Raw genomic sequence first — 14,091 nt, forward strand, 5'->3', positions numbered from 1 at the left:
TATGATCAAAATATTGCGGCGCACGATAGTTACCTCCTGTCATCAAACTGTTTCTGTACTACACTAACACCACCACACTGCCGTTCATAGGCATGACGGTTTACAGCTATATCGCTTTAGCCTATGACTAGTTGAAATACGCGCCGATTTTGTGGTGACTGTTTTCTTCAGGAGGTTGTCATGGAACTGCATATGGATTCCCACCATCTGGAACGTCGCTTGCCGAACTGGACAGTAGCGGCGATTTCTGGATTTGCCGCTGGGGCAATTTTAATGGTGCTCGAATTACTGTGGTCCGCTGTGGTTAGCGATACCGGACCATGGGGGGCATCACACGCCATAGCTGCAATGGTGATGGGACGCGACATTCTGGTATCGAACGATTTTAATCTCATGGTCGTCGCGATAGCACTCATCAATCACTACGTTCTGGGTATCGTTTTCGGCATGATACTGTGCGCGATCATCGCTCCTTTCCACATGGACTCCAGCCTGGGCGCAGCGGCCGTGGCAGGTGCGATTTTCGGATTACTACTGTACTTCTTCAACTTTTACGGCATGTCATTCATGTTCCCATGGTTCGCCGAAATGCGAGGTTGGGCAGCATTGATTGCGCACCTGATTTTCGGGATAGCAACCGCCGCGATTTATTGGAGATTGGAACCACGAGAGGTAAAAAAATAGGTAGAAGATAATTGAATCAACAAAGCCGTTGAAGTTGCTGCTGCTTTTGAAGTACCCCGATGCTGACGTTGCCAAAAGCGCTGATACTTATTCGGAAAAAGAGGGAAGACATGTTTGAGCGTAGCGAGTTGGTCTTTCCTCCCGAATAAGTATCAGCGCTTTTGGGAACCCGCCTACGGCGGGCAACGGCTGTCGGTCGCCTTTCTTTGCTTACTTTCTTTGGCGAAGCAAAGAAAGTGAGTAGCCGCCGGTCTACCACCGGCATGGCACCACGGAGTAGAAGAAGTATTAAATAACTCTAACCGCGATAAGAGAAAAGAGAATTGCTATGCTAATGGCCATCTCCCTCATAATAATAGTCGCCGCAACCCTACTATTCCATTTTTACACCCCATGGTGGGCAACCCCATTAGCCTCCAACTGGCAGCAAATGGACAACACCCTCACCATCACCTTCGCCATCACCGGCATCTTCTTCGTCGCCATCAATATATTCATCATCTACACCCTGCTGCGCTTTCGTCATCGCAAAGAAGGCGATGCTGCTCAACTGAATAGCAAGGGCAGCAATCATCGCGCCGCCTACCAGCCGGAAAACAAAAAACTCGAATACTGGCTCATCGCCATCACCAGCATCGCCATCATCGGCTTGCTGGCGCCAGGTTTATTTGTTTACGCGGCGTACATCAAAGCGCCTGCCAATGCTATCGATGTAGAGGTGCTTGGCCAACAATGGCAATGGCATTTCCGCTTTCCTGGTGCCGATGGAAAATTAGGACGCACCAGCGTAGCGTTGGTCAGCGCCAGCAATCCATTTGGCCTGGATCCACACGATGCGATCAGTCAAAACAATATTCTGATCATGACCAATGAATTGCATCTGCCACTGAATCAACCGGTGCGGATGCTATTGCATTCGCAAGATGTACTGCACGATTTTTTTGTACCGCAATTTCGTGCACGTATGAATATGGTGCCGGGCATGATTACGTCATTCTGGTTTACACCCACAAAAACCGGGCGCTTTGAAGTCCTGTGCGCACAACTGTGTGGCGTCGGTCATTACAACATGCGCGCTTATGTGGTGGTCGATGATCCCGCGACATTTCAGGCATGGCTAAAAAAACAGCCGACTTTTGCGATGACTTTGGCTGCAGCACAAAATGTTGCGATGTCTAATGATCCACTGATAGAAAAAGGCAAAGCGCTATACAACGCCAAAGCTTGCGTCTCTTGCCATTCACTCGATGGCAGTGCCAGAGTCGGGCCGAGCTGGAAAGGCTTATATGGCAAAACTGAAACCATGGCCGATGGTTCAACGGCCATGGTCGACGAAACATATCTGCGCAACTTCATCCACGACCCGCAAGCACGCACGGTGAAAGGTTATTCACCCATCATGCCTAAGATAGAGATGAGTGATGAGGAATTGGCAGCATTGATCGCATTGATTAAATCGTATGGGATTAAGTCTGAAACTAAACAAACTGCAGATATTGCAAAACAATGAATGTTTAAGTCCGCCTTCCGCAAGCGGGAGACGGACTTAAACAGTGGTTCGCAAATCGACAAGGAAAGCCATGAGCTACAGCGATAGCAGCACACACCATGCACAGAGTTTCTGGACCAAATACGTGTGGAGCCAGGATCATAAAGTGATTGCGATCCAATATGCCAGTGTCGCTATTCTGGCGGGATTGGTGGGTGTCGGCTTGTCTAATCTGATGCGTTTGCAGCTAGGATTTCCAGGGCGTTTCGCATTTATCGACGCTGCACATTACTATCAATTCATGACCATGCACGGCATGATTATGGTGATTTATTTATTGACGGCTTTGTTCCTTGGTGGCTTCGGCAATTATATGATTCCATTGATGATAGGCGCACGCGACATGGCTTTTCCGTATCTGAATATGCTCAGTTTTTGGGTGTATTTATTGTCGGTGATCGTATTGATGTCCAGTTTTTTTGCGCCCGGCGGCCCTACCGGTGCAGGCTGGACTTTGTATCCGCCGCAAGCGATTTTGCCAGGAACACCTGGGTATGAATGGGGTATTATTTTGATGCTCATTTCGCTACTTATTTTTATCGTAGCGGCCACCATGGGCGGTTTGAATTACGTCACCACCGTTTTACAACTGCGTACTGAAGGCATGACTTTGCTGCGTATGCCATTGACAGTGTGGGGGATTTTTGTGGCGACTATTTTGGCGCTGCTGGCATTTCCTGCATTGTTTGTCAGCGGCATCATGATGCTACTGGATCGCACATTGGGCACCAGTTTTTTTATGCCGGCATTAGTCTCAATGGGACAAGTCAGCGCTTACAAAGGTGGTAGCCCACTCTTGTTCCAGCATCTGTTCTGGTTTTTTGGCCATCCGGAAGTGTATATTGTTGCCTTGCCCGCCTTTGGCATCGTCTCCGATTTGATCAGCGTCCACTCCCGCAAATGCATCTTCGGTTATCGCACCATGGTGTGGGCGATTCTGGCAATTGGCGTGCTCTCGGTGGTGGTGTGGGCACATCATATGTTTGTCAGTGGGATGAATCCCTACTTCGGTTTTTTCTTTGCCACCACCACATTGATCATTGCCGTGCCAACTGCGATCAAAGTCTATAACTGGGTCTTGACGCTATGGCGTGGCGACATACATATGACAGTGCCGATGCTGTTTGCACTGGCCTTTATCAGCACGTTTTTGATCGGTGGCTTGACCGGACTATTTCTGGGCAATGTCAGTGTCGACATTCCGCTTTCCAATACCTATTTCGTGGTCGCGCATTTCCATATGGTGATGGGCGTATCTCCGTTGCTGGTAATTTTTGGTGGCATCTATCATTGGTTTCCAAAAGTTTCTGGCCGTATGCTCAACGATACCTTGGGCAAGATCCATTTCTGGATGACATTTCTAGGTACTTACGCGATCTTTTTCCCTATGCACTATCTCGGCATTCTCGGTATGCCACGTCGTTATTATGCATATCAAGGCTATCAATTTATTCCGAAATCAGCGCAATCGCTTAACGCCTTCATTACCGTTATTGCACTGATCGTCGCCACGGCGCAGCTGCTATTCATCTTCAATCTGATCTGGAGCACCTTCCGCGGTCAACGCGCCAGCAGCAATCCCTGGCGCGCAGCTTCGCTGGAATGGCAAACACCGGATACCCCACCCAAACACGGTAACTGGGGCCCGCAATTACCAGTGGTGTATCGCGGCCCATATACCTACAGCGTACCGGGTGCGGCGGAAGATTTCATCCCTCAAAATGCGCCGGGCGTTGATGATGAAGCGGTCCATACTGCGGGAGTATTGGCATGAGCGCGAACGCAACTTTAACCATAGGAAAACAAACCAACACCAGCGTCGCTTTATGGTTTTTCATTGCCGTTGCCAGCTCCTTATTTTTGCTGTTCATCGCCGCTTATGTGATGCGAATGAATGGCAATGACTGGTCCATGATCAAGTTACCTTGGCAATTGTGGCTGAGTACCGGCTTACTCGCACTCACTAGCGCGTTGCTAGCAGTCGCCAATAGAACAAAAAAACCTTATCCGCTAATGGCAAGCTGGGGCTCCTCTGTGCTGTTTTTGTTTGCCCAGTTATGGGTATGGAAAGTACTGCAGGCTTCACATATCACGGCCAGCGGCAATCCGGCCGCGAGCTTTTTTTATTTGCTGACTGCGATGCATGGTTTGCATGTATTAGGCGGTTTAGTGGCATTGTTCATCACGATACGAACACCGTCGGCTTTGCGTATCAAACTCTGTGCGCGGTATTGGCATTTTTTACTGATTGTTTGGTTGGTTTTGTTTGCAATGTTGAGCGGATTGACACCGCATTTGGTGCGTATTATTTGCGGCACGGCATAAAGGAAGCGCCCTTTTTACACAGGCCGAAGATGGCGTTTACTGTGTCGAATTTGTAATCAGATCTCTGCAGCAAGGAGTTCACATGAATACGAGTACTGTTGCATCCACCAGAACAGCCACCACCGGCTGGCGCCAGTTAGTAGCGGATTGGTCATCCGATCAGCAAGCCTTCAAGGTATCTTGGGGCAAGGCGATGATGTGGATTTTTCTGCTATCAGATACTTTTATCTTTAGTTGTTTTTTAACCGGCTACATGACCGTGCGCATCGCCAGCCCAGCAGCATGGCCGGTTCCAAGTGAAGTATTTTCACTCAGCATAGGCGGTACGCCAGTGCCATTACTGCAAATAGCGATCATGACATTCATCCTGATCAGCTCAAGTGGCACGATGGCGATGGCAGTGCATTTTGCACATAGAGGCGATCGCATTAATGCGGCGACTTTAATGATCACCACCGCTGTTTTTGGCGAGATTTTCGTCGGCATGCAGGCATTTGAATGGTCGAAATTGATTTTTGTTGAAGGTGTCAGACCGTGGGGAAATCCCATGGGTGCGCCACAATTTGGTTCAACTTTTTTTATGATCACCGGCTTTCATGGTCTGCATGTCACCGCAGGCGTGATCTATCTGTTTGTGGTTGCAGCGCGTTTGCTTCGTGGTCGCTATGAAACCGTATCGGACGCGGGAGCCAGTTCGGGCAAACACAGTAGCAAATATCAGATAGTTGAAATCGCTGGTTTGTATTGGCACTTTGTCGATTTGGTGTGGGTATTTATTTTTGCGTTGTTTTATCTATGGTAAGGAGGTGATCATCATGAGCGCCGATACTAAACTGCCCGCCGAACTGCCTGCAGAACAGCACACACAAGATCATCCGATCAGCTTTTATTTAAAAATCTGGGGGCTGCTCTTCGTCCTCAGTACGTTCTCCTATCTGGTTGATTATTTCAACTTCCACAGCTATCTGCGCTGGGGCCTGATTTTGATTTTGATGCTAATGAAAGCGGCTCTGATCGTGGCTTTTTTCATGCATATGGCATGGGAAAGACTGGCGTTGATCTTCGCCATTTTGATACCGCCGTTGTGCTTGCTGGTGCTGGTGGGATTGATGGCAACTGAGGCAGACTATACGTTTGCTACGCGCTTGCTGTTTTTTCGATGAAATATGCTTTATGTTTTATTTTAAATAAAAAACAAACATGCTAAGTAAGGCAGCGTAGTCAGTTTAATAAAAATTACCTCAATCCAATCTGCGTTGTCCCCGCGTTCGCGGGAATGACGGATTTTTAAAATTGATTACGTTGGATCACTTATGCACGATAAATTAAATTCGCATCCATAAAAAAACGCCCCAACTTGTGGGGCGTTTTTATGTTCTGTCACTTGATAGAACTAGCTGCATATTGTATGCAGCCAAAGCATTTATTTAGCAGACATCAGCGCTACGGTTGTATCGAGCATACGATTGGAGAAACCCCACTCGTTGTCATACCAGCTGGATACTTTGACCAGATTGCCGGAAACTTTAGTCAACGTTGCATCGAAGTTCGACGATGCAGGGTTGTGATTAAAGTCGACAGAAACCAGCGGCTCAACGTTGTAAGTCAATACACCTTTCAACGCGCCTTCTGATGCTTCTTTCAGAATCGCATTGACTTCATCAACCGTAGTTTCACGCGTTGAAACGAAAGACAAATCGACCAGCGAAACGTTGATGGTTGGCACGCGAATCGCGAAACCATCCAGCTTGCCATTCAGTTCTGGCAACACCAGACCAACCGCAGCGGCTGCGCCGGTTTTGGTTGGGATCATGCTCATGGTTGCAGAACGGGCGCGGCGCAGATCTTCGTGATACACGTCGGTCAATACTTGATCGTTAGTGTAGGCATGGATAGTGGTCATCAAACCGTTTTCGATACCGATTTTGTCGTTCAATGGCTTAACTAATGGTGCCAGGCAGTTGGTGGTGCATGATGCATTCGAAATCACTGTATCTGTCGCTTTCAGGACAGAGTGATTAACGCCATAGACTACGGTTGCATCGACATCTTTGCCGCCTGGTGCGGAGATGATGACTTTCTTGGCGCCGCCGTGGATATGCGCGCTGGCTTTTTCTTTGGTGGTGAAAAAACCGGTACATTCCAACACGACATCAACCTTCAACTCGCCCCATGGCAATTCAGCTGGATTACGTTGTGCAAAAACTTTGATACGGTCGCCGTTGACCACAATCGCATCGCCATCAACTGTCACTGTGCCAGGAAATTTTCCGTGGGCGGTGTCATATTGTGTCAAATGCGCATTCGTTTTTGGATCGCCCAGATCATTGATGGCGACGATTTCGATATCGTGCTTTTTGCCACCTTCGTAATGAGCGCGAAGGATGTTACGACCGATACGGCCATAGCCGTTAATTGCAACGCGAATTGTCATGCTGTTTCTCCTAAGGTAAAAATAAATCTTCTAACTAAATTAAAACTTGCGCAAACTTGTCCCAGCAAGGCAGACCGACGACGGCAGTACAAACGTACGGCCAGGAGCGATAACGCCGCCGGGGCAAGTTTGCGTCAGTTTAAGCACGGATGGTGCGCCAGCCGTAGCCTGCCTCTTTCAAATCCAGTCCATCCCAATTAAATGCTTGTTCGACTAATAACTCAGCGCCGAGCTTGAGATAAAAATCACGAGCGATTTTGTTTTCTGTCAGCACCCATACCAACATATTATTCGCTCCAGCGGCGGCCAGTGCGGTGGCAACGTGTGCCACCAGACGGCGACCGATGCCTGCGCGTTGTACTGATGGAATCAGGTACAGGGCGGATAACTCTCCGTCATAGCCGAGCTTGGATTCTTTCAACGTATGTCCTGCCGCGAAGCCGACAATCTCGCCTTCAATTTCAGCCACAAAAACACAAGCAGCATCTGAAGAAGCGCTTAATACACGCGTCCAGATAGCTGTGCTGTCTGCCAGCGTCATGCCGTCCAGATAGGCATCTGGAATGATTCCGCGATAAGTCACACGCCAGCTATCGATGCGCACTGCCGCGATGTCTTCGGCATCATCAACAGTGGCGCGGCGTACCGTAAAGTTTCCGACGATATTGGTGATGTCTTTAGCGACCTTTTTATTGGAAGCTACGTTCATGCCAAAATCATCTTGGTTTTGGCCACAACGTTTTCAACCGTAAAGCCAAAGTGCTTGAACAACACGCCAGCTGGTGCCGATTCACCGAAAGTGTCGATACCAACTACTGCGCCTTCCAAACCAACGTATTTGTACCAGTACGATGTCACACCCGCTTCAATCGCTACGCGTGGCACGCCACGTGGTAACACGCTGGCTTTGTAAGCCGCATCCTGGCGATCAAATACGTCGGTGCTTGGCATCGATACAACGCGCACGGCGATGCCTTCAGCGTTTAAGGCATCCGCTGCTTTAACCGCCAATTCAATTTCTGAGCCGGTCGCAATGATCACTGCTTTTGCATTTTCAGCATCTCGTAACACATAGCCACCGCGTTGAATATCAGCGATTTGCGCTGCTGTACGCTCTTGGAATGGCAAGTTTTGACGCGAGAAAATCAAGGTGCTTGGACCATCGTGACGCTTGACTGCGTAACCCCACGCTACCGCGGATTCAGTCGTGTCGCATGGGCGCCAGTTATCCAGATTCGGAATCAAACGCAAACTAGAAACATGTTCAACTGATTGATGGGTGGGACCATCTTCGCCCAGACCAATTGAATCGTGCGTGAACACAAACAGCGAACGCACTTTCATCAACGCAGCCATACGCAAAGCATTGCGGCTGTAGTCAGAGAAAGTCAGGAATGTTGCGCCAAAAGGAATGTAACCGCCGTGCAGCGCGATACCGTTCATCATTGCGCTCATACCGAATTCACGCACGCCATAATTGATGTGATTGCCCCACTGATCTGCGCGTACTGCAACGCATTCTTTCCAGTTGGTTAAATTGGAGCCGGTCAAATCGGCCGAACCGCCAAGAAACTCTGGCAAAATTGGTGCCAACGCTTGGATCGCATTTTGGCTAGCTTTGCGTGTAGCGATGGTTTCTTTTTTATCTACGCAGGTAGCAATATAAGCGCTGAGTGTTGCGTCAAAATTGCCTGGCAATTCGCCCTTCATGCGACGCGTTAATTCTGCAGCTTGCGCTGGAAATGCAGCACTGTACGCGGCAAATTGCGCATTCCATTCGCCTTCAAATTGCTGCCCTTGTTTCTTCGCATCCCATGCCTCGTATACATCGGCTGGAACTTCAAACGGCGGGTATTCCCAACCGATCGCTGCACGTACTGCGGCGATTTCTTTATCGCCTAAGGCAGCACCGTGAACTTTATCTGTGCCAGCCAGATTCGGCGAACCTTGACCGATCACCGTTTTGCAGCAAATCAAGGTTGGCTTATCAGCCAATTTTGCTTGATGAATTGCCGCATTAACCGCTTCAACGTTGTGACCGTCAACCGCGCGGATGACGTTCCAACCGTACGCTTCAAAACGTTTTGGAGTGTCGTCTTTGAACCAGCCTTCAACATGACCATCAATGGAAATGCCATTGTCATCATATAAAACGATCAATTTCGACAAACGCAACGTGCCTGCCAATGAACAAGCTTCGTGCGAAATACCTTCCATCAAACAACCATCGCCGACGAAGGCATAAGTATGGTGATCGACGACTGAAAATTCCGGGCGATTAAATTCTGCCGCCAACAGTTTCTCCGCCAACGCCATACCAACCGCATTGGTCAAACCTTGACCCAAAGGACCGGTGGTAGTTTCGATACCTGGTGTAACGTCAACTTCTGGATGACCTGGCGTTTTGGAATGCATTTGACGGAAATTACGGATCTCGTCCATAGACAAGTCATAACCAGTCAAGTGCAATAAAGCGTATTGCAGCATAGATCCATGACCATTTGACAATACAAAGCGATCGCGATTAATCCATTTTGGATTGGCAGGATTGTGGCGATAGTGCTTGGCCCACAGAGCCACTGCGATTTCGGCCATACCCATCGGCATACCGGGATGACCGGAGTTGGCTTTTTGTACAGCATCCATTGCCAAAGCGCGGATCGCATTGGCCATCTTTGTAGTCGGGAGTGTGGTGGTGGTCATTTTTCGCTGAATAATCTTAAGGTGAAGACGGTAAATTGACAAATCGCAGCACAACACAAATTACGAACGTGCCGCAAAGTCCGTTATTTTACCAAACCCCCGCTAACCTCGGGCCGATTCTGCGCTACCATCCCCTAGAGCACCCTAACTATTTATCTGATTATCTATCCATGCCCCGTTTTTACATCCAGAATACTTTAGAAATTGGCAACACATTGCCATTACCAGAGGCTGTTTCTCACCATATTCAAGTCCTGCGCTTAGCCATCGGCTCCCCCATCACTTTATTTAATGGCGAGGGCGGCGAATACACGGCGGTCATCAGTACTTTAGAAAAAAAACGTGTCAGCGTTGAAATTAAAAATTTCTCATCACGTGAAGTCGAGCTACCCTATGCCATCACTGTGGCACAAGCGCTGCCCGAAGCATCCAAGCTGGATTGGATTATCGAAAAATCAGTTGAGTTAGGCGCAACGGCGATCCAACCACTCTCTGCGCAGCGTTGCGTAGTCCGTTTAAATGCGGAGCGTGCTGAGAAAAAACAAGCACACTGGCAAGCGGTGATCGTCTCTGCCGCCGAACAAAGCGGTCGCAATCGCTTGCCGCATCTGGCGCCGTTAGCCTCTTTCAACGATTGGGTGTCGCAGCAAGGTTTGCATAAACGCATATTGCTTTCGCCGCGCGGCGAAGAATCGCTATCGAGTTGGGCGCGTCATCAACCGCCGCAATCGGTTTCATTACTGATCGGCCCTGAAGGTGGCTTTACTGAAGCAGAAGAAAATGTCGCCTGTGCGCAAGGCGTCATCATGCTGGCGATGGGACCGCGTATTTTGCGCACCGAAACTGCCGGGTTAGCGGCACTGACGGCATTGAATGCAATTTGGGGCGAGATGTAAAAAGACCTGCAGTACTCACATACTGCAGGTCTCTATAACAACTACTCCTCAATCATCGATGGTGTTGATCACACCACCATAGACAGCGCCAACGTAAACAACAGCGCTAATACCGAAATCAAGGTTTCACACACTGTCCATGTCTTGAATGTTTCAGCAACAGTCATGTTGAAATATTCTTTGACCAGCCAGAATCCACCGTCGTTAACATGCGACAAAATCAACGAGCCGGCACCAGTAGCCAGCACCATCAACTCAGGACGCGTGCCGCCAACGCTTGCGACAATCGGCGCCACAATACCGCAAGCGGTAATCATGGCAACAGTGGCAGAACCTGTGGCGATACGAATCAATGCAGCGACGAACCAACCTAGCAATAACGGCGACAAGTTGGCATGCGTAGCGAGCGCAACGATAGCCGTTGAAATTCCGCTGTCTTTCAGAATCTGCCCAAAGCCGGCGCCAGCGCCAACGATCAAGGTAATTCCAGCGATTGGCGCCAGACACTCGTTGGTAAATTTGAGAATCGCTTCGCGATCAAAACCACGGGCTTTACCAAAGGTGTAGAAACTCACCAGTGCAGCGATCAGCAAGGCGATAACCGAATTGCCAATCAAGCGCAGAAAATCGTTGAGGAACGTTTTTGGGGCGAAGAATACGTCTGCCCAACTACCTAACAACATCAACACAACCGGCAATAAAATCGTGAATAAAGTGATACCTAAACCTGGCAAATCACGATTGCTATCTTTTTCAACAAATTGCGCCAGGAGTGGATTTTCTGGATTTGGGAAAACAAATTTCGAAACGAGTTTAGCGAATACAGGTCCGGCAATGATAGCGGTTGGAATACCGACGATCAACGCAAACAAAATGGTGTGACCAATGTCAGCGTTATATGCCGTGACGGCGTACAAGGCAGCCGGATGCGGCGGAATCAAACCGTGCACTACCGACAAACCGGCAACCATAGGAATGCCAACTAAAATCATCGAAGTTCCAGTGCGCTTGGCAACGTTGAATGCGATCGGTATCAACAGCACGAATCCGACTTCGAAAAATACCGGCAAACCCACAATCAAGGCCACCACCATCATGGCCCAATGCACGTTTTTTTCACCGAAGGCACCGATCAAGGTATTCGCGATACGTTCAGCAGCGCCTGATTCAGCCATCATTTTGCCGAACATCGTTCCCAGCCCGACCACCAAAGCAATATGACCGAGCGCGCCGCCGACCCCGGTTTCATACGACTTGACGATACCAGCCATCGGCATGCCAACTGCGGCGCCCAAAATAATCGACACCACGATCAATACGATGAATGGATTCATCTTGAATTTTGCGATCAGTACCACCAACGCCATGACTGCGATCAGTGCATACAATAACAACATGTTCCCTTGCACCATCTCCATAACCCTCTCCTCTGTCTGAATACGCCAGTCTTGCTTTTGTTGTTACTGGCTATATGCAATACGGTTTATTTTTCGTATCAATTTTTAAAATTCATTCAAAATAATTCGAACTGCTTCGAATTATTTCGAATTATTTCTTATATGCGATGCAATCCACTTCCACTTTGCAATCAACAACCATCGCCGATTGTACGCAAGCGCGCGCTGGAGGATTAGCACCAAAATATTCTTTAAACACTTTATTGAACGATTGAAAATCACGAGTATCGTCAAGCCAGACGCCACAACGGACAACGTGTTCAGGTCCGTAGCCAGCTTCAGCTAAAATTTTCAAGACATTTTTAATCGTTTGATGCGACTGAGCGACGATGCCGCCGTCAATCACTTCGCCATCGACCATCGCCACCTGACCTGACACATACAGCCAGCCGTCGGCTTCGACAGCGCGGGCAAATGGCAAATGCTGACCGCCTGTACCGGAACCACCTTCTACACCGTAGCGTTTGATAGACATTTTTTCTCTCCTGTTAAATAAAAACAAATCCTTCTCCCTATTTTGAAGAAGGACTAAATCAGTCAATTTTCACACTTTCACTGCCGCGCTAAAAACCGCCCTGCTCTATCGCCCGTCGCGGCTTTCTCCGCACCGCCGCGATAAGACAACACACCGTTAACCCATACAGCTTCGATTCCGTCGGCGGGCTGCATCGGGTCGGTAAACGTCGCCGCATCTCGTACCGTGTCTGCATCGAATAACACCAAATCGGCCCAATAACCTACCCGAACCAAACCACGTTCTTTCAGCCCAAATCGCTCGGCCGACATACCCGTCATTTTGTTAATGGCGACCGCCAGCGGAAACAATTTTTGTTCACGACTGTAATAACCCAATACCCGCGGAAATGCGCCCCACAAGCGTGGATGCGGTAATGGGTCATTCGGCAAACCGTCGGAACCGACCACGGTTGCCGGGTGGCTGAGAATGCGATTGACATCGTCATCTTGCATGCAGTGATACACCGCGCCAGCAGGTTGCAAACGTTTCGCCGCTTCGAGCAAATCGACCTGCCACTCCGATGCAATCACCGCCAGCATTTTTCCGCCCATTTCCGGATGAGGTTCTGACCATGTGACTTGAATATCTATGGTGTCTGTCACTTGTTTCAAATCCAGCGTGGAGGAACTGGCAGTATAGGGATAGCAATCGCAGCCAACTACCTGATAACGCTGTGCTTGCTCCAGCGCAGCCATCACTTCACCGCTGCGTCCCCAATTTTCTACGCCAGCACACTTCATATGCGAAATCACCACGGATACACGTGCGTGTTTGCCGATGCGAAAAGCTTCTTCCATGGCTTCCAGAATATCGGCAAACTCACTACGCAAATGCGTGGCGTAAATACCGCCTGCGGCCGCCAAAGGTGCGGCTAATGCCATCACTTCCGAAGTCGGAGCATTGATCGCATTGCCGTAAGCCAGACCGGTGCTCAGACCTAATGCACCGTGCGTCAGTGCTTCGCTTAATTGTGCGCACATCGCTGCAATTTCATCATCGGTCGCGGCGCGATCTAATTTGTCCATGTGGTTGCTGCGTAAAGCCGTGTGACCAACCAGGGCGGCAACATTAATAGAGGGTTGCGCCTGATTGACGGCTGCAACATAGCTGGCAAAAGTTGGGTAGCTGAACGCTGCTGCCGTCCCCAATAAATTCATAGGATCAGGCGGTATCGAATGCGGATCTTGCAGACTGACTGGCGCTGCGCTAATGCCGCAATTACCGACCACGACCGTGGTGACGCCTTGCGACAATTTCGGCAGCATTTCTGGTTGACGAATGACATTGGTATCGTCATGCGTGTGGACATCAATAAAGCCGGGACTGAGCACTTTACCGCTGCCATCGACTTGATGAGTAGCTTGCCAGTCATGCATTGCGCCTGCTGCCGCAATATGTTTGATTCGGCCATCAGCCAGTGCGACATCGGCAGACACATTCGTCGCAGCACCGCTACCGTCGATCAGCGTAACGTTACGAATGATGGTGTCGTACGTTTTTTCCAATTGTGAGCTGGTCTTCATCAT

13 protein-coding genes are annotated in these 14,091 nt (G+C 49.2%); 7 read left to right on the top strand and 6 right to left on the bottom strand.

Translation table 11 applies throughout. The features are described 5' to 3' along the window. Positions 1-180 precede the first annotated feature (180 nt). The 6 genes from GEV47_RS14975 (at position 181) to GEV47_RS15000 (ending at position 5,721) form a co-directional block, all read left to right on the top strand. Entirely contained in the window at positions 181-684 is a 504-nt protein-coding gene (locus GEV47_RS14975) for a hypothetical protein (RefSeq protein WP_153235538.1), read from the top strand. 328 nt (positions 685-1,012) lie between these two features. After that, positions 1,013-2,194, top strand: coding sequence for a cytochrome c oxidase subunit II (locus GEV47_RS14980; RefSeq protein WP_153235539.1), 1,182 nt, complete (start codon positions 1,013-1,015; stop codon positions 2,192-2,194). A 70-nt stretch (positions 2,195-2,264) separates the two neighbouring features. After that, positions 2,265-4,007, top strand: coding sequence for a cytochrome c oxidase subunit I (gene ctaD, locus GEV47_RS14985; RefSeq protein WP_153235540.1), 1,743 nt, complete (start codon positions 2,265-2,267; stop codon positions 4,005-4,007). Continuing rightward, entirely contained in the window at positions 4,004-4,558 is a 555-nt protein-coding gene (locus tag GEV47_RS14990; RefSeq protein WP_153235541.1) for a cytochrome c oxidase subunit 3 family protein, read from the top strand. The genes ctaD and GEV47_RS14990 overlap by 4 nt, the downstream gene beginning before the upstream one ends. An 82-nt stretch (positions 4,559-4,640) precedes the next feature. Further along, positions 4,641-5,360: a heme-copper oxidase subunit III family protein gene (locus tag GEV47_RS14995; protein WP_153235542.1), complete on the top strand. Its 720-nt coding sequence runs from the start codon at positions 4,641-4,643 to the stop codon at positions 5,358-5,360. A 13-nt stretch (positions 5,361-5,373) separates the two neighbouring features. Beyond that, positions 5,374-5,721 (top strand): cytochrome C oxidase subunit IV family protein, encoded by a 348-nt coding sequence (locus tag GEV47_RS15000; RefSeq protein WP_153235543.1) that lies wholly within the window; start codon positions 5,374-5,376, stop codon positions 5,719-5,721. 260 nt (positions 5,722-5,981) lie between these two features. On the opposite strand, the gene gap is transcribed toward GEV47_RS15000, so the two are convergent. The 3 genes from gap to tkt form a co-directional block, all read right to left on the bottom strand. Continuing rightward, positions 5,982-6,992 (bottom strand): type I glyceraldehyde-3-phosphate dehydrogenase, encoded by a 1,011-nt coding sequence (gene gap / locus GEV47_RS15005; RefSeq protein WP_153235544.1) that lies wholly within the window; start codon positions 6,990-6,992, stop codon positions 5,982-5,984. 139 nt (positions 6,993-7,131) lie between these two features. After that, positions 7,132-7,701, bottom strand: coding sequence for a GNAT family N-acetyltransferase (locus GEV47_RS15010; protein ID WP_153235545.1), 570 nt, complete (start codon positions 7,699-7,701; stop codon positions 7,132-7,134). Next, the gene (gene tkt, locus GEV47_RS15015; protein ID WP_228124717.1) at positions 7,698-9,695 is read right to left on the bottom strand and encodes a transketolase; all 1,998 of its coding nucleotides are present in this window, start codon (positions 9,693-9,695) and stop codon (positions 7,698-7,700) included. The genes GEV47_RS15010 and tkt overlap by 4 nt, the downstream gene beginning before the upstream one ends. A 170-nt stretch (positions 9,696-9,865) precedes the next feature. Between tkt and GEV47_RS15020 the strand changes: the two genes are divergently transcribed. Further along, complete coding sequence (locus GEV47_RS15020) at positions 9,866-10,591, top strand: 16S rRNA (uracil(1498)-N(3))-methyltransferase (RefSeq protein ID WP_153235546.1); 726 nt, start codon at positions 9,866-9,868, stop codon at positions 10,589-10,591. 68 nt (positions 10,592-10,659) lie between these two features. Here GEV47_RS15020 and GEV47_RS15025 read toward each other — a convergent pair whose 3' ends face one another. From GEV47_RS15025 to GEV47_RS15035, 3 genes are all read right to left on the bottom strand, one after another. Next, entirely contained in the window at positions 10,660-12,009 is a 1,350-nt protein-coding gene (locus GEV47_RS15025; protein WP_153235547.1) for a GntP family permease, read from the bottom strand. A gap of 130 nt (positions 12,010-12,139) precedes the next feature. Then, complete coding sequence (locus GEV47_RS15030; RefSeq protein WP_153235548.1) at positions 12,140-12,523, bottom strand: RidA family protein; 384 nt, start codon at positions 12,521-12,523, stop codon at positions 12,140-12,142. Positions 12,524-12,600: 77 nt separating this feature from the next. Beyond that, on the bottom strand, positions 12,601-14,091 hold the full coding sequence (locus GEV47_RS15035) for an N-acyl-D-amino-acid deacylase family protein (RefSeq protein WP_153235549.1): 1,491 nt from the start codon (positions 14,089-14,091) through the stop codon (positions 12,601-12,603).

Source organism: Glaciimonas soli, from assembly GCF_009497155.1.
Lineage (GTDB): Bacteria > Pseudomonadota > Gammaproteobacteria > Burkholderiales > Burkholderiaceae_D > Glaciimonas > Glaciimonas soli.